This window comes from Sorangium sp. So ce362, assembly GCF_051519845.1.
In the GTDB taxonomy this organism is placed as follows: Bacteria; Myxococcota_A; Polyangia; order Polyangiales; family Polyangiaceae; genus Sorangium.
The window spans coordinates 7627901-7642529 of record NZ_CP150332.1; the positions used below are offsets into that span (position 1 = coordinate 7627901).

Annotated in this window: 18 protein-coding genes and 2 pseudogenes; 14 read left to right on the forward strand and 6 right to left on the reverse strand. The window is 70.6% G+C overall.

Annotation, left to right across the window (positions count from 1 at the left end):
• Window positions 1–19 precede the first annotated feature (19 nt).
• A complete protein-coding gene (locus WMF17_RS29030) occupies window positions 20–298 on the reverse strand; it encodes a helix-turn-helix domain-containing protein (RefSeq protein WP_020464947.1) in 279 nt (92 codons plus the stop codon).
• 505 nt (window positions 299–803) lie between these two features.
• Between WMF17_RS29030 and WMF17_RS29035 the strand changes: the two genes are divergently transcribed.
• The 8 genes and pseudogenes from WMF17_RS29035 (at window position 804) to WMF17_RS29070 (ending at window position 4111) form a co-directional block, all read left to right on the forward strand.
• Window positions 804–1121 (forward strand): RNA polymerase sigma factor, encoded by a 318-nt coding sequence (locus WMF17_RS29035; protein ID WP_437651408.1) that lies wholly within the window; start codon window positions 804–806, stop codon window positions 1119–1121.
• A 5-nt stretch (window positions 1122–1126) separates the two neighbouring features.
• Window positions 1127–1753, forward strand: coding sequence for a JAB domain-containing protein (locus WMF17_RS29040; protein WP_437651410.1), 627 nt, complete (start codon window positions 1127–1129; stop codon window positions 1751–1753).
• Window positions 1754–2020: 267 nt separating this feature from the next.
• Window positions 2021–2245, forward strand: a complete 225-nt coding sequence (locus WMF17_RS29045; RefSeq protein WP_437644277.1) for an addiction module protein — start codon at window positions 2021–2023, stop codon at window positions 2243–2245.
• Between the two features lie 302 nt (window positions 2246–2547).
• A pseudogene (locus WMF17_RS29050) lies at window positions 2548–2793 on the forward strand (JAB domain-containing protein); the annotation flags it as partial.
• Between the two features lie 396 nt (window positions 2794–3189).
• Window positions 3190–3441, forward strand: a complete 252-nt coding sequence (locus WMF17_RS29055) for a UPF0175 family protein (RefSeq protein ID WP_129572626.1) — start codon at window positions 3190–3192, stop codon at window positions 3439–3441.
• Window positions 3434–3580: a hypothetical protein gene (locus tag WMF17_RS29060; RefSeq protein WP_437644278.1), complete on the forward strand. Its 147-nt coding sequence runs from the start codon at window positions 3434–3436 to the stop codon at window positions 3578–3580. Before WMF17_RS29055 ends, WMF17_RS29060 begins: the two co-directional genes overlap by 8 nt.
• A gap of 28 nt (window positions 3581–3608) precedes the next feature.
• Window positions 3609–3935 carry a DUF3368 domain-containing protein gene (locus WMF17_RS29065; RefSeq protein WP_437644279.1) on the forward strand — a complete coding sequence of 109 codons (327 nt, stop codon included), beginning with the start codon at window positions 3609–3611 and terminating at the stop codon, window positions 3933–3935.
• Window positions 3935–4111 carry a JAB domain-containing protein gene (locus WMF17_RS29070; protein ID WP_437651412.1) on the forward strand — a complete coding sequence of 59 codons (177 nt, stop codon included), beginning with the start codon at window positions 3935–3937 and terminating at the stop codon, window positions 4109–4111. Before WMF17_RS29065 ends, WMF17_RS29070 begins: the two co-directional genes overlap by 1 nt.
• A 65-nt stretch (window positions 4112–4176) precedes the next feature.
• Here the strand turns inward: WMF17_RS29070 and WMF17_RS29075 are convergent, their stop codons facing one another.
• The gene (locus WMF17_RS29075; protein WP_437644280.1) at window positions 4177–4419 is read right to left on the reverse strand and encodes an addiction module protein; all 243 of its coding nucleotides are present in this window, start codon (window positions 4417–4419) and stop codon (window positions 4177–4179) included.
• Window positions 4420–4631: 212 nt separating this feature from the next.
• On the opposite strand from WMF17_RS29075, the gene WMF17_RS29080 reads away from it, so the two are divergent.
• From WMF17_RS29080 to WMF17_RS29095, 4 genes are all read left to right on the forward strand, one after another.
• The gene (locus tag WMF17_RS29080; RefSeq protein WP_437596424.1) at window positions 4632–5036 is read left to right on the forward strand and encodes a hypothetical protein; all 405 of its coding nucleotides are present in this window, start codon (window positions 4632–4634) and stop codon (window positions 5034–5036) included.
• Between the two features lie 34 nt (window positions 5037–5070).
• Window positions 5071–5493, forward strand: a complete 423-nt coding sequence (locus tag WMF17_RS29085) for an HNH endonuclease (protein ID WP_437644281.1) — start codon at window positions 5071–5073, stop codon at window positions 5491–5493.
• Between the two features lie 830 nt (window positions 5494–6323).
• Window positions 6324–7193: a formate/nitrite transporter family protein gene (locus WMF17_RS29090; protein ID WP_437596429.1), complete on the forward strand. Its 870-nt coding sequence runs from the start codon at window positions 6324–6326 to the stop codon at window positions 7191–7193.
• A 410-nt stretch (window positions 7194–7603) separates the two neighbouring features.
• Window positions 7604–7999, forward strand: coding sequence for a VOC family protein (locus WMF17_RS29095; protein WP_437596430.1), 396 nt, complete (start codon window positions 7604–7606; stop codon window positions 7997–7999).
• A 156-nt stretch (window positions 8000–8155) separates the two neighbouring features.
• Here the strand turns inward: WMF17_RS29095 and WMF17_RS29100 are convergent, their stop codons facing one another.
• From WMF17_RS29100 to WMF17_RS29115, 4 genes and pseudogenes are all read right to left on the reverse strand, one after another.
• Window positions 8156–8860: an NADPH-dependent F420 reductase gene (locus WMF17_RS29100; RefSeq protein WP_437596431.1), complete on the reverse strand. Its 705-nt coding sequence runs from the start codon at window positions 8858–8860 to the stop codon at window positions 8156–8158.
• Window positions 8861–9246: 386 nt separating this feature from the next.
• Window positions 9247–9333: pseudogene (locus WMF17_RS29105) on the reverse strand (alpha/beta fold hydrolase); the annotation flags it as partial.
• A 104-nt stretch (window positions 9334–9437) separates the two neighbouring features.
• Window positions 9438–10355: a hypothetical protein gene (locus WMF17_RS29110; RefSeq protein ID WP_437644282.1), complete on the reverse strand. Its 918-nt coding sequence runs from the start codon at window positions 10353–10355 to the stop codon at window positions 9438–9440.
• Between the two features lie 305 nt (window positions 10356–10660).
• The gene (locus WMF17_RS29115) at window positions 10661–11269 is read right to left on the reverse strand and encodes a GyrI-like domain-containing protein (protein WP_437644283.1); all 609 of its coding nucleotides are present in this window, start codon (window positions 11267–11269) and stop codon (window positions 10661–10663) included.
• A 713-nt stretch (window positions 11270–11982) separates the two neighbouring features.
• Between WMF17_RS29115 and WMF17_RS29120 the strand changes: the two genes are divergently transcribed.
• Both WMF17_RS29120 and WMF17_RS29125 read left to right on the forward strand, forming a co-directional pair.
• Window positions 11983–13602 (forward strand): protein kinase domain-containing protein, encoded by a 1620-nt coding sequence (locus WMF17_RS29120; RefSeq protein WP_437644284.1) that lies wholly within the window; start codon window positions 11983–11985, stop codon window positions 13600–13602.
• A 10-nt stretch (window positions 13603–13612) separates the two neighbouring features.
• Window positions 13613–14599: a tetratricopeptide repeat protein gene (locus tag WMF17_RS29125; RefSeq protein WP_437644285.1), complete on the forward strand. Its 987-nt coding sequence runs from the start codon at window positions 13613–13615 to the stop codon at window positions 14597–14599.
• Window positions 14600–14629 lie beyond the last annotated feature (30 nt).

Below are 14629 nucleotides of genomic sequence, written 5' to 3' on the forward strand. Positions count from 1 at the left end.
GGGCAGCGAGGGATGGCCGTCAAGGGCCGGCGAGACGCTTGCGCGGCCTCCCGCGCGTCGTCTCCGGCATCTCGGCTGGCCGGAACAGTGCTGCTGGTGTCACGCCGAGGGCGTTGGCGATCGCCACAAGCGCCGCGACGCTGACGTTGGTCTTCGCGCGCTCGAGGCGATGGAGCAGGCCAGGGCTCACGTCCGCCGCTGCCGCCAGCTCGTCCTGGGTCAGCCCTCGCCTGACCCGAAGCCGCTGCACGTTCGCCGCGATGTACCGAAAAACCGTATCAGTCTCGATGGGTTCCATCGCCACGGGCTGAACCTGGGAGGGCCAAAAGTAGTCGTGGATTGCGACTTTACTTGACTCGGATCGTGCCTCGCACGTACCCTGAACAAAACACAAAGTGCCCCCGCGACGGCTGGCACCGTCCGGAGGCGTGGCCGAACCCCGCGTTCACGAGGTCCGACATGGAAACCGTACGTCTACGCCCTGACCAGGGCCAAGAGATCGATCCGCCCTCCCGTCGCCGCCCCCGCCCCGCTGCTCTTAGCCGGCTCGCCCGCCCGTCCAAACCCCTTCATCCCCAGCCCCCGCACCCCGCCGTCTATCTCGACCCCACCGCGCTCCTCGAACAGCGCCCGCTCATCCGCAGCACCCTCCGCGCCCGCGGCGTTCTCCCCGCCGATCTCGACGACCTCACCCAGGACACCCTCCTCGGCGCCTGGCGCAGCCTGCGCGCCGGCCGCTTCCGCCCCTCCCCCGCTCTTCCGCTCTTCCTCCCGCCGACGCCCTCCGCCGCTGGCTCGCCGGCATCGCCTCGCGGCAGGCCTCGCACTACCGCGACAAGGCCCACCGCCGCCACGAGCTCCCCGCGGTCGACCCTGACCGCCTCTCCGCCTTCGCCGCCCCCTCTCCCGAGGCCCGCCTCGTCGCCCGCGGCCTCCTCCGCGCCTTCCACCGTCTCCGCCCCGAGTTGCGCGAGATCCTGTCGCTCGCCGCCACCGGCCTTTCCTCGCTCGAGATCGCCGCCTCCCTCTCGCTCCCGCGCCCCACGGTCGCCACCCGCCTCCGCCTCGCGCGCCGCCTCTTCGCCCGCGCCCTCACCCGCTCTCGGAGGTGGCCCCGATGAGCCCGATGAGCCGCGCCCCCGTCGACGCCCCCGCCGAGACGGCGGCCGAGCTGCCGACCGCGACCGAGGCCGCCCTCCTCGAGATGGTGCTCGGCCTGCCCGGCGTCGGCCCGCGCCTCCTCGGCACGGCCGCTCTCCCCTCCCTCGGTCGCCTCTCGCCCGCGGCGCTCGCCGAGCGCACCCAGATCGCCCTCTTCGACGCGACCCGGCTCGCCGCCGCCTTCGAGCTCGGCCGCCGCACCCACGCCGCCCGCGCGCGCCGGGGCGCGCTCCTCACCGACGCCGCCCGCGTGGCGCGGTACTTCGGCCCGAGGCTCGCCTCCCTGGTCCACGAGGAGCTCTGGATCGCCGCGCTCGACAGCCACGGCCGCGTCCGCGAGACGCGCCTGCTCGCCCGCGGTTCCGACGACGCCCTCTACATCGGCCGCTCCACCGTCCTGCGCACGGCGCTGGACATGGCCGCCCACAGCTTCGTCCTGGCCCATAACCACCCCAGCGGCGACCCGACGCCGACCCGCGAGGACCAAGCGATGACCCTGGAGCTGCGCCACCTCGGCTCGGAGCTGCACGTCCCGCTCACCGCCCACGTCATCGTCACGCCCAGCGGCCGCTACGCCGCCGTCCACGAGTAGGTCTCCTCGCGGGCACAGCGCCCCTGCGCATCCAGCAGCCAGCCTCCCGCGCACCGCCCCGGCCGGGAGCTCCGCGAGCCCCGGCAGCCGCAGAGGCGCTGGAGCACGTGGAGCAACCGACCATGGCTTGGCTAGCCCGAGCTCGGTCAGGTCGCTCCGTGCCTGCGCCACGCCAGTCGACGTCGGCCATCGCCGTCGTCGCGGCGTCTCCTCGCCGATGGGGAAGCGCGCCTGGGCAGCCTCCGAGCCGCGCGGTACAATCCCCCCGTGAACCTTCCCGAGCTGGAAACCGAAGCCCTGAAGCTGCCCGTCGCGGAGCGGGCACGTCTCGCAGAGACGCTTCTGGAAAGCCTGGATGAGCTCTCCGAGGAGGATCACAGACGCCTCTGGACCGAGGAAGCGACGCGCCGGGACGCAGAGCTTGACGCAGATCCGTCCCGGGGCCGACCGGCCGAGGACGTCTTTCGTGACGCCCGCGCGCGGCTCCGGTGACGCTCCCGGTCATCGTTCACGACCTGGCTGAGGTCGAGCTGAACGAGGCCGCCGCTCACTAAGCTCGGGCACGTCCTGGCCTTGGCGACACCTTTCTCGCCGAGGTTCAAGGTGCAGTCGATGCCCTGGCTGCGTCCCGCTCACGGGGATGGCAGTGGAGAACGATGTTCGCTGGGGGCTCGTGCGGCGATTTCCCTACAGCGTGCTGTACCGGGTACGCGACGATCACCTTCGTATCCTCGCGATTGCACATCAGAAGCGGCGGCCCTTCACCTGGCGCGGGCGCCAATAGTCCGGCTCGGCGCCTGCTCGCCCGCGGTTCCGACGACGCCCTCCACGTCGGCCGCTCCACCGTCCTGCGCACGGCGCTGGACATGGCCGCCCACAGCTTCGTCCTGGCCCATAACCACCCGAGCGGCGACCCGACGCCGACCCGCGAGGACGAAGCGATGACCCTGGAGCTGCGCCACCTCTCCGCGGAGCTGCACGTCCCGCTCACCGCCCACGTCATCGTCACCCCCAGCGGCCGCTACGCCGCCGTCCACGAGGTTGCCCTCGCGGCGCGCTGCGCCCCGCCGCCGGCGCGCCCCGCCCCTGCGCATCCAGCCGAAAGCCCCGGCGCATCGCGCCGGCCGACTGCTCCCCAAGCCTCCGGCAGCGGCGGCTCAGACTGGCGGATGGCGTCCCCGCCCCATCTGGTCCGGCCTGGTGGATGGCCATCGCGGAAGTCTCTGGTCACAACACCGGGCAGGATCCGCGCAATGACGGTCGGCGAGACGCCTGGCGCCGCTTGCCTCGCCCGTGAGAGCAGGCGCGCGCGAGGACCGCATGCTCGCTCCGATGAAGATCGCTGAGCTCCTCAGCGTGCTCGCCCGGCACCTTTCGCGCTAAAATTCGTGCTAAAAGCAGAGTTGCCCGCCCCTCCGAGCAACCAAGGACGGAACATGGCAACTCGACAGATTGTGGTGGATGTGCCCGAGAAGGTGCTCCTTGCGGAGAAGATGGACGAAGCTGAGTTCGCGCGAGAGCTCCGCACCCTCGCCGCGGTCAAGCTGTACGAGCTGGGGCGGCTCTCGTCCGGCCGCGCTGCGGAGCTCGCCGGCATGGCGCGAGTCGAATTTCTCTTGAGTCTGGGTCGCTACAAGGTTTTCCCTCTCGACGCCGAGCTCCGCGCGCTGGAGGCCGCAGTTGGTTGAGGCCATCAGCAATACCTCACCCCTGCTGTACCTTCACCGCATCGGCGCCATCGACTGGCTCGCCGAGATGTTCAAAGACGTCTGGGTCCCCAGCGCTGTCGATCTTGAGTTGAAGGAGGGGCGACGCCAGGGGGTATGAGGTCCCCACGCTGAGCACTCATGGGTGGGTGAAGATCGTCGACCCCCAATCCAAGCCATCGGAATGGCTCGCGCTCGACCTGGGAGCGGGAGAGCTTGCAGCCATGGCCCTGGCGCTGGAAAATCCATCCCGTGTGATTCTCCTCGACGATGCGCTGGCACGACGCACGGCTCAAGCGGCAGGGCTGGTCGTCTGGGGAACGCTCAAGATCTTGCTGGAGGCAAAGTCTCGAGGGATCACGCAGAACGTCGGACCGTGGGTCGACAAGCTCGCCGATGCGGGCATGTGGCTGTCTGGCGAGATCCGCCAGAGAATCCTGTCGCTGGCTGGGGAACTGGGTGAGCGGCCGCCTTGATGAATCGTCGATCGTCGAAGCGCCAACGATCCCACCCCAGCAGCGACCCGACGCCGATCCGCGAGGACGAAGCGATGACCCTGGAGCTGCGCCACCTCTCCGCGGAACTGCACGCCCCGCTCACGGCCCACGTCATCGTCACGCCCAGCGGCCGCTGCGCCGCCGTCCACGAGTAAGCCCTCGTACCAGTCCGCCGCCTCCCGGATGTCCAGCTCGGCAGACGGGCGAACGAGGAGCCGACTCATCGACGCGTTGCGAGGCGCGCACGGAGGTCGGCCTCGACCTGTTCCCAGGACCGGCCAGCATCCGGTGCGGCCTCGTACTCGGCGAACCGGCGATCGAGCTCGGCCTTGTGCCACTCGGATACCGGCACCTCGTCCTCCCTCGCCGCGATCCGCTCCCAGAGCGCCTGGACGTACTCGATCTGCTCGTGCACGGTGAGATCGTCGAAGCCGGGCGGCGGGCCCTGGATGGCTCGTTCCATGAGCCGCAAGATACCACGAGGCACCGCGACGGCGCAGCACACGGCCCTCGCGGTCGAGAACGAGCAGCGCCGACGACGAACCACGCACTGCCGCGCCATCCGGCCGAGCCCGGGCCGCCTCGTCATCGCGGTCGGCGGAGAGGAGCGGGGGGTGCTCCTCGTGCTAGGCTCGACGGCGGAGCGGGCTTGCCTCCCGCGTCCACCCCAGCGCGATGTCGACCGCCACCGTCACCCTCGCTCTCCCCGAGGCGCTCTACCAGCGGCTGAGGGGGACTGCGCTCGCGACCCGACAGCCGCTCGAAGCCGTGATGCTGCGGGCGCTGAGCCTCGGCAGCCCTCCCGCCTGGGACGACGCGCCCCCGGAGTTCCAGGTCGACCTCGCCTGCCTCGACAAGATGGACGACCAGGCGCTCTGGCAAATCGCGAAGAGCCACAGGTCCGAAGCCGAGCTCGCGCGCTACGACGAGCTGCTCGACCGGAACACTCAGGGGCTCCTCACGCCGGCGGAGCGCATCGAGCTCGCGCGTCTTCGCCACGAGAGCGACCTGTTCATGCTCCGCAAGGCGCACGCTGCGGCGCTCCTGCGATGGCGCGGGCACGCGGTCGCTTCTCCGTAGCGCGCGCCCTCCACGAGATGGAAGACGGACTGCGGTGTCAACCTACGTCTCCGAACTGCTCCGTTCTCGTATCGAGGAGGCCGATCGGCGCCGCTGTCAATACTGCCTGACAAGCGAGGCCAATAGCGGAATTCCCCTGACTTACGATCACATCACGCCGGTCTCGAAGGGCGGGCCGACCTCGTTCGAGAATGTATGCCTCGCATGCCGCCCATGCAACGAGTTCAAGGCAGGCGCCACGGAGTCGGTCGACCCGCTGACGGGAGAAGTCGTACCGCTCTTCAATCCGCGCCTCCATCGCTGGAGCGATCACTTCACGTGGAGCGTCGACGCAACCAGGGTAGAGGGCGTGACACCGTCCGGTAGAGCAACGGTCATCGCGCTCCGGATGAACCGCCCGACGATCGTCGCCGCACGTCGGCGCTGGGCCCAGGTGGGCTGGCACCCGCCCGCGTAGCGCTGGCTACCCCTTCATCGCTCGGCGGAGCTGCACGTCCCGCTCACCGCGCACGTCATCGTCACCCCCAGCGGCCGCTACGCCGCCGTCCACGAGTAGGTCTCCTCCCGGGCGCAGCGCCCCTGCGCTCCTGCGGCGGCGCGCTGCGCCCCTGCGCATCCAGCCGAAAGCCTCCCGCGCACCGCCCCAGCCGGCAGCCCCGCGGTGCGTTCGCTCTCGTCATCGCGGCTGGCCGGGGAGGAGCCGGGGTGCTCCTCGTGCTTGGCTCGACGGCGAAGCGGGCTTGCCTCCCGCGTCCACCCCGGCGCGATGTCGACCGCCACCGTCACCCTCGCTCTCCCCGAAGCGCTCTACCAGCGACCGAGGGGGACTGCGCTCGCGACCCGACAGCCGCTCGAAGCCGCGATGCTGCGCGCGCTGAGCCTCGGCTGCCCTCCCGCCTGGGGGAGAAGGAAGTCCAGACGTTTCGGAGACGTCAAGTCCCACCGTTGGGACTCTTCATCCAGAATTCCGATTCGCAGGACAAGACACGGCAAACGCGCCTCGGCGGGTCCACCTGGGGCGGCGTGAAAGGGGCTCCCTGCGCCGGCCCCAAACCTCTCCTTTCGATAAATCGCAGTTCGATCGTCGACGGAAACATTGACGAAATGAAGCCGCGTCTACACTCCGCGGGACGTCGAGGGAGCTCGATCACTCCGGCACACGCCGGGGCGATCCGTTCGCGCTGCCGCCCAGGCCGCGCCGGCCAGCGCGGCGCGGCCTGACAGGGGCGGGCGCGCCAAGCTCGAGTCCTGTCGCAAGTCACGTCTTCACGGAGGAAAGCCAAGCTTATGTCCTATTTGGCGCCGGCAGAATTTGTCACCAAGATGGTCGATGCGGGCGAGTCCAAGGTCTTCATGTCGACCCGGGACACGTTGATCCGAGCGTACATGGCCGGCGCGCTGCTCGCGCTCGCCGCCGTCTTCGCGGTGATGGTCACCCAGCAGACGGGATACCCGATCATCGGCGCGATGCTGTTCCCGGTCGGCTTCTGCATGCTGTACCTGCTGGGCTTCGATCTGCTCACGGGTGTGTTCGTGCTGTCGCCGCTGGCGCTGATCGATCGCCGCAAGGGCGTCACCCTGGGCGGCGTCCTGCGCAACTGGGGCCTGGTCTTCACGGGCAACTTCGCCGGCGCCGTCACCGTCGCCGTGATGATGGCGGTCGTCTTCACCTTCGGCTTCTCCACGGAGCCGAGCGCCGTCGGCAAGGCCATCTCCGGCATCGGCGAGGCGCGCACGCTCGGCTACAAGGAGTATGGCGCCGCCGGCATGCTGACGCTCTTCGTGCGCGGCGTGCTCTGCAACTGGATGGTCTCGACCGGCGTGGTCGGCGCGATGATCTCCAACACCGTCGGCGGCAAGGTGACGGCGATGTGGATGCCCATCATGCTGTTCTTCGCGATGACGTTCGAGCACTCCGTGGTGAACATGTTCCTGTTCCCGTCGGCCATGCTCATGGGCGGCAACTTCTCGGTCATGGACTACATCGTGTGGAACGAGATCCCGACCGTCGTCGGCAACATGCTCGGCGGCATCACCTTCACGGGCCTCACCCTGTACGTCACCCACCTCAAGACCGCCCCCAAGCTCGTCCCCGCCGCCAGGGAGCGCGAGCTCCCCGCCGAGCCGCTCCGCGCCTCCACCAGCTCCGCCTCCTGACGCGCCCGCAAGCAAGCGGCCCGCCCCCGGCGCTGCGCACCTCCAGAATCCACGTCCGCAGCCCCTGGCAGCACAGGCCGTGCGTCCGACGGCGGCCGGGCCCCGGCGGCAGGCCCATGATGCGCGTTGCGACCTGCGCTGGACGGGCCCCCTCCGGTGTTCCGCAGCCCCGTCTCGGGTTCCAGCCGAGGCGGAGCGCTCTGCCCGACGTGCAAGGTAGCACGGAAACCTACGTTTCCCGGCGTTTCCACGTCGATGTGACATCACGCGTCCTGGCCCGTGCGCGACGGGCCGCTCCCGGCGTTGGGCCTGCCCATGGAGCTGCCGGCGTGGGGCGCGAAGATTTTTTTCGAGCGACCGATGACTTCTCCGCGGGCGGGGGGTCCATGGAGCAAAAGGAAGACCACCTCATGTCCCACAAGCTCTTCGTCAGCCTGCCCATCAAGAACCTCGATCGCACCATGGCGTTCTTCAAAACCCTCGGCTTCACGTTCAAGTTCACGGACGAGAACGCCGCCTGCATGCTCATCGGCGAGCACGCCTACGCGATGCTGCTCGTCGAGCCGTTCTTCAAGACGTTCACCAAGAAGGAGATCTGCGACACCGCGACGCACGTGGAGGGGGCCTTCGGGCTCTCGTGCGCGAGCCGCGCCGAGGTGGACGCGATGGTGGCGAAGGCGCTCGCCGGCGGCGGCAAGGAGGCGGGGCCGCCGCAGGACCACGGGTTCATGTACGGGCGGAGCTTCGAGGACCTCGACGGGCACCACTGGGAGGTGCTGTGGATGGATCCAACGGCCGCGCAGTAAGCCGCACGGATCTCGGCGGAGGAGGAGGGATTCGAACCTCTCGTCCCCGGTCGGTCGATCCTGGCAGCAGCCGTCAACTGCCTGGTGGGCCGTCTGCCCTGATCAGGGCACCACCTCTCGACACCCTCCGGGTTGAATTCAATTCTCCCCGGAGGCTCAGCTCGGGCTCTGCGACGCGATGAGCGATCGCAGCCAGTCGTCCGAGGCCTTGCGGTACTCGGGGACGCGGCTCCGCTCGGCCGCGGCGAGCGCCTCCTTCAGCCGAGGCGCGTCGAAGTCGTGGATGTAGCAGGGGGTGCCCGGCTGCTGGCGCCACGAGTCCTCGAGGCCGCCCGCGTCGACCGGATCGAAGCCGAGCTCGTCGACGAGGCGCATGACCTTCGCCCGCGCTTCCGGCGGATCCCCCGCGATCGGGAGGGCGACGCGCCCCGGCGTGCCCTTCGGACTGCCCTTCGCGAGCAGGCTCTCGAAGTAGATGTTGTTGAACGCCTTGACCACCGGCCGCCCGATCTGCTCGGCGACCCACGCGCTCTCGACCTGCCCCGCCTCGATGGCCGGGATGCTGCCGTCGCGGACCGGGTAGTAGTTGTTTGTGTCGATCACGACCACGTCGGCGGGCACGCCGGCGAAGAGATCCTTCGGCAGGTCCACGACCGCGCGCTGGGGGATCGTGACGACCACGATCTCGCCGCCGCGCGCGGCCTCCGCGGCCGTGACGGGGGTGGCCCCGGTCTCGGCGGCGAGCTCGCGGAGCGTTTCCGGCCCGCGCGAGTTCGCGATCACGACCTGGTGACCGAGCTTCCCCAACCGCTTCGCCAGCGACCCGCCGATCAAGCCGGCACCGATGATTCCGATCTTCATTCGTCACTCCTTCGAGCCGAGCCGCCCGCGATCGAGCGCGGAGGCCGGCGGTCCAGGTGCGTCGTCTGACGCAGACGGGCGATCGCTCGCGCCGTTCACGTCGGAGACGGGCTGTACCACAACGGGCCGCCCCCGGCCCGCGCAGGAGGCTGCCCCCAGGACGACCTTGCCCTCGGGGGTTGACCTGACCCTCAAGGTAGGACGACCTCATCCACGGACAGCGCGACGTCGCGCCCTTGCTGGGCCAGCAGCGGGCGCGTGCTGCGCGTGCAGCAACACCCGATTCGGCACAGCGGACGAGTGACCGCAGCGGCTACGCCAGCTCACGCAAGAACGACAGGACCACCTCTCCCAGGCGCTCGGGTTGTTGAAATCGATCTCGGGCGAAGGATGAGGCCGCGGATGGCCCCCGCTCCTCGACTCGCCACCACCGCGGCGGTCATGCCGCCCATCGAGTGGCCAAGCAGAACCGGAATAGCTGGATTCGAGCTCGCCCGCGCCCTCGCAACGCCCCACGATGAATCAGCCGGCGAGGCCCGTCGGATTCATCGCCTTGCTGGGCCGCGTCCGACCATCGTCAGGAGAGCACTTCGGTGGCAGTCTTCGCCCCGAGGACGTTATCGATCCAGCGGTCGAGGGTCGCGATGTCCGTGCATGCCTGGATGCGCGCGCTCTCGTTCTCGGTGAGCACGATCCCTGCACGCGCAAGCAGCCGCAGCAGCGTGTCCCTCTTGCCCTCCAGCCTGCCCTCACGCATGCCCTTGAGCTCGCCCTCACGCATGCCCTCGAGCTTGCCGCGATCGACGAGCTTCTGCACGAACGGGGGAAACGTCGCCTCGCCTTCGATCTGCCGTTCCATGACCAATACCTCCAGAGCCTGCCTCATCGGCTCACGCAACCCGTTCCAGATGAGCTGAAAATAGACCATCGCGTGCGCCTGGTCGAGCCGGCCGAGGCCGGCGAGCGCCGCCTGGACCACGGTCAGCCCGCTCGGCCCGTTGCCGTGCGCCACCGCCGACAGCACGGCGAGCTCCGTCTCGTTCTCCGCGTCGGCCGGCTCGGTGATCTCGGGGACGACCGCCGGACCGAGCACAAGCGGCTCGACGTTGCCGCGGCCCAGGCCGAGATCGATGTTCTCCGCGGCCCAGGCAGCCACGCCGGCGTCCGGCGCGACCACGAGGACGATCGTGCCGCAGCGCTTCCTGGCGCGCACGACCGTGACGTACGTCGGCCACGAGAACCTCTTGTCCGGGTCCACGTCGCGCTGCACCTCGATGACGATCGCCAGCACGAGCGCGCCGCTCGCGGCTCGAAGCTCGAGCACCAGATCGGCGCGGAACTCCACCGGGAGGAGCTGGTCGAGCGACGACTCGACAACCGCGACCGAGGCGTGCGGCGGCACCTCGACGTGGAAGAGCGTCGCGAGCCAGCGGGGCGCGAGCTCCGGGTGCTCGCGGAACATCTCGACGAGGGCGTTGTGCTCGAGGGTCGGCATGACGCTCGGCCTTCAGCACCCCCCATGCCGACACGAAACGCCGGGAAAATGCGAGCAGAGCTCCAGCTCAGGGGTGGCGGCGCCATGGCGGACGGGGATGGCCACCTCGCGCCACGCCAGGACACGGCGGCCCAACGTCGTCGTTCACTTCACACGCGGCCGGAGGCCGTCGGGTGGAATCACCACAGCCGGGGCAGTGTGCGTGGGCGATGACGACGTCGAAAAGCCCCATGATCCTTCGCTCGGCTAACGCCTGAGTCAAGCCGTGCCGCGAAGCGGCGTGGGCTTGAACGATCGGTCAACCATCACTCCATAGGCTGGCGGACGATGGTCTTCCACTTGGCCGGATCGGCGCGACGTATGTCGCTCAGATACACCTCGTGGTGCTTTCCTGCAAGCGCCGAGCGCGCACCGATAAAATCATGGACTCGCTCGATGGTCGGTCCTTCTTCAGTGAAGGGGCCAATGTGAAGTACCTGAGCACATGATCCTTCGGCGAAGCTCTCCAGCCTGAGCGCGTCCACCGCGGGGAGCGCCTTCTTTCGCCTCACCTCCACCATGGCCCCCTGGATCACCGCCTCCTCCACCAAATGAGGCTGCATGATCATCATCGTCCATTTCCACCTCGACCTATCGTCGGAGGTGAAGACGGACATGTCATCCGACCACCAAAGGCCTTCGAGAGGCATCACCGCATAGTCGATTCCTTGCGCCCCCTTCTTCACCATGAACTTCGTCGTGTAGGAAACGGAGAACAGCGCTTCCACTGCCCCGGCATACCCCTGTGATGTGTTGGGGTCGCCCTCGCCGTCGATCATGAGGAACCGAAACGTTGGCACTTCAACCTGAACCACCTCCTTCGCGGATGCCTGGTAGAGATGCTTGAGCTCCCTCTTGAGATCAACCTTCGACACGAATGCACCTGTTGATAGCCAACGGCCGCGTGCTCGCCAGCGGCTGACCGAGCAGCGAGGCCGGGCGGCGGGCCCTGGATGGCTCGTTCCATGAACCGCAAGATACCACGAGGCACCGCGACGGCGCAGCACACGGCCCTCGCGGGGCGCAGCGGCCCCGCCGCCGGGGCGCTGCGCCCGTGCGCATCCAGCCGAAAGCCTCCGTCGTTCGGGGAACCATGGACTCCCCCTGGCGGGTTCAAGGTCGATGGTGGCTCCGTCAGCATGGAATGATGGGTCGGCCATCATTCCATGCTGCAACGGCCATCGTCGAAGCCTGCGGGGTCAACCCCGGAGCATGGCTCGGCCAACCTCCAGCACGGGTTCAGCAACATCGCGAACGGCCAGGCGTTCACCCTCCCAGGATGGGGGCATGCTGGCGAGGACTTGCCCGGGCCGAGCCGTACCCCCGACGGCGCCGATTGGGATGTACGGCGGCGACGCGTGCTCGGCGGAGACCGTGGCCGACGGGCCTGCCGTGGTGAACCCGTGCGAGGGCGGGCGCGGGCGTACCTTGACGGTTTCGCGCCCCGCCGCGCCAGACCGGGGTAACATGCGCCCGTCATGCATCGCGCGCCCGCCAGCCATCCCTGCCGCGCTCGCCGCGCTGGCTTCGCCGGCCTGGCCGGCGCAGCGATGACCCCCGTGGCCACGACCGGGGGTGGTCTTCGCCGATGACCCGAGTCGAACCCGCGGGCTTCCGGCCCGAGGCGCTTGTAGGCCAGGTCCTGCGCGGCAAGTGGCGCCTTGAGCACCTGCTCGGCTTCGGCGGCATGGCCATGGTCTACGCCGGCACGCACCGCAACGGGATGCGCGGCGCGGTGAAGATCCTCCGCCGCGAGCTGTCCGAGGACCAGGAGGCGCGCTCGCGGTTCCTGCGCGAGGGCTACGTCGCCAACCGCGTGGACCACCCGGGCATCGTCCGGGTGCTCGACGACGACGTCACCGACGACGGCTCGGTGTTCCTGGTCATGGAGCTGCTCGAGGGCGAGACGGTCGAGGCGCGCCGCGCGCGCGAGCCGAGCGGCATGCTCGGCGTGAACGAGGTGCTCGGCATCGCCGACGACCTGCTCGACGTGCTCGCCGTCGCGCACGAGCGCGGGATCGTGCACCGCGACCTCAAGCCAGACAACCTGTTCCTCACGCGCCAGGGACAGCTGAAGGTGCTCGATTTCGGCATCGCGCGGTTGCGCGAGCTCTCGTCCCCGACGAACAACGCGACGACGCGCGCCGGCACCCTGATGGGGACGCCGCAGTTCATGCCGCCCGAGCAGGCAAGGGGGCAGTGGGACAAGGTCGACGCGCGCACCGACCTCTGGGCCGTCGGGAGCACGATGTTCCAGCTCCTCTCGGGGCGGTACGTGCACGAGGCCGAGACATTCCCGCTGCTCCTGCTCGCCGCCATGACCCAGCCGGCGCCGCCCGTGGGCAGCGTCCTGCCCGCCGTGCCCCCGCCGATCGCCGCCGTCATGGACGTGGCCCTCGCGTTCGATCCCGACCGGCGCTGGCCGAACGCCCACGCGATGCAGCGCGCGCTCCGCCAGGCGCGGGGGGGCGCGGCGTTCGACCCGGCCCCGGGCTCGCACGCGGATCCGGCGCGCATGTCCGCGCACCCGGATCGGGGGCGCGCGCTCATGTCCTCGGATCCCGGGCGCCCGACCGTGCAGGCGCGAGGCCCAGGGAGCGGGCCGCGCGGCACGGAGCTCACCGCGGCGAGCCCGGGGAGCGGCGGCGCGGTCAGCGCCGGCTCGGCCGGCGGCGGCACGGCCGGCGGCGGCACGGTCTCGCCGGTCGTGGAGCGCTCGGTCGGCACGGAGCGCCCGGCGCCGCGCTCGGCGGTCCTGGGCGCGATCCTGGCCGGCGCCGGCGCGCTGGCCGTGGGTGCCCTTGTCGCGCTCGTGTGGTGGCAGCGGGGGAGCGCTGGCGGGGACGCAGAGCACCCGTCCAGCGGATCCGCGGTGGAGGCCGAGCCGCGCCCTGCCGCGAGCGCCGGGGCGGAGCCGGAGCCGCACGGCGGCGCGGGCGCGCAGCCCGCTCCGTCCGGCGACGCGGTCCCGGCGATCGCGCCGTCCGCGCCCGCGCCCACGCCGCCGCCCGCGCCCACGCCGCCGCCCGCGCCCACGCCGAGCGCGTCGGCGACCGGGGCGCCGTCGAGCGCGACCGCGGCCACCTCGAGGCCCGCCTCGGTGGGAAAGGCGCGACCGCCCGCGACCGCTCCGGTGAAGACGCCGCCCGCGCCGACGCCGGCTCCCGCGCCGACGCCGGCGGAGGACCCGTACAACCGGAGACGTTGAGGTCGCACGGATGGGTAGATTGAGCTCGCGTAGACGATTCCCGGCCGAGGTGCTCGCCCTGGGAGGGGCCGCGCTCCTCGCCTGCCCCGACGCCTCGGCGCAGGCGCGCGATCCCGCGGTCGCGGAGGCGCTGTTCGACGCCGGCAGGGCGGCGCTCCAGGCGAAGGACTACGAGACCGCGTGCCCGAAGTTCCGGGAGAGCTACGAGCTTGATCCGGCGCCCGGGGCGCTGCTCAACCTCGGCGACTGCGAGGAGAAGCGCGGCAAGATCGCGACCGCGTGGTCGATCTTCCGGCAGCTCGCGCGCGATCTGCCGGCGAACGACGACCGGCGCCCCATCGCGCAGGCGCGCGCCGCCGCGCTGGAGGGCCGCGTGCCGAGGCTCACCATCCGGCTCGCGCCCGGCGCGCCGGCGGACACCGCCGTGCAGCGCTCGGGGATCCCGGTCGGCGCGGGCTCGCTGGGCGCGCCGTTGCCCGTGGACCCGGGCGAGGTCCAGGTGACGGCGACGGCGCCGGGCCGGAAGCAGAAGACGTTCACGGCGCAGCTCGCCGAGGGCGCGCAGGCCGAGCTGCTCGTGGCGCCTGAGGAGCCCGCGGCCGGCGGCGCGAGCGCAGGGCCCGCGCTCCCCCCGAAGCAGGGCCCGCAGGGGGCGGGGAGCTCGACCTGGCGAACGGCCGGCTGGATCGGCGCCGGCGTCGGCGCGGTCGGGATCGGCGTCGGCGCCGCGTTCGGGCTGCGCGCGCTCGGGAAGAAGGGCGACGCGGAGGCCTACTGCAACGAGGCCAACGTCTGCGGGGAACAGGGGATCCGGCTGCAGGAGCAGGGCACGACCGCAGGGACGATCTCGACGGTCGCGTTCCTCGTCGGGGCGGCGGCGCTGGGCGCCGGCGCGGTGCTCATCTTCACGGCGCCTTCCCCGGCGCAGGCGTCCTCGGCCCCCAGGGCGATGGTGGGCGTGGTGCCAGGAGGCGCCGTGGCGAAGGTGATCTTTTGACGGCGGCCGTACGCGCCGCGCCACGGGAGG

What these genes read in the sequence shown, in the direction of transcription:
- WMF17_RS29090 (WP_437596429.1), top strand. Translation starts at nt 6,324, where the DNA reads ATGTCCTATTTGGCGCCGGCAGAATTTGTCACCAAGATGGTCGATGCG.
- WMF17_RS29080 (WP_437596424.1), top strand. Translation starts at nt 4,632, where the DNA reads ATGTCGACCGCCACCGTCACCCTCGCTCTCCCCGAGGCGCTCTACCAG.
- WMF17_RS29095 (WP_437596430.1), top strand. Translation starts at nt 7,604, where the DNA reads ATGTCCCACAAGCTCTTCGTCAGCCTGCCCATCAAGAACCTCGATCGC.
- WMF17_RS29100 (WP_437596431.1), bottom strand. Translation starts at nt 8,860, where the DNA reads ATGAAGATCGGAATCATCGGTGCCGGCTTGATCGGCGGGTCGCTGGCG.
- WMF17_RS29055 (WP_129572626.1), top strand. Translation starts at nt 3,190, where the DNA reads ATGGCAACTCGACAGATTGTGGTGGATGTGCCCGAGAAGGTGCTCCTT.
- WMF17_RS29075 (WP_437644280.1), bottom strand. Translation starts at nt 4,419, where the DNA reads ATGGAACGAGCCATCCAGGGCCCGCCGCCCGGCTTCGACGATCTCACC.
- WMF17_RS29030 (WP_020464947.1), bottom strand. Translation starts at nt 298, where the DNA reads ATGGAACCCATCGAGACTGATACGGTTTTTCGGTACATCGCGGCGAAC.
- WMF17_RS29125 (WP_437644285.1), top strand. Translation starts at nt 13,613, where the DNA reads ATGGGTAGATTGAGCTCGCGTAGACGATTCCCGGCCGAGGTGCTCGCC.
- WMF17_RS29040 (WP_437651410.1), top strand. Translation starts at nt 1,127, where the DNA reads ATGAGCCGCGCCCCCGTCGACGCCCCCGCCGAGACGGCGGCCGAGCTG.
- WMF17_RS29120 (WP_437644284.1), top strand. Translation starts at nt 11,983, where the DNA reads ATGACCCGAGTCGAACCCGCGGGCTTCCGGCCCGAGGCGCTTGTAGGC.
- WMF17_RS29070 (WP_437651412.1), top strand. Translation starts at nt 3,935, where the DNA reads ATGAATCGTCGATCGTCGAAGCGCCAACGATCCCACCCCAGCAGCGAC.
- WMF17_RS29110 (WP_437644282.1), bottom strand. Translation starts at nt 10,355, where the DNA reads ATGCCGACCCTCGAGCACAACGCCCTCGTCGAGATGTTCCGCGAGCAC.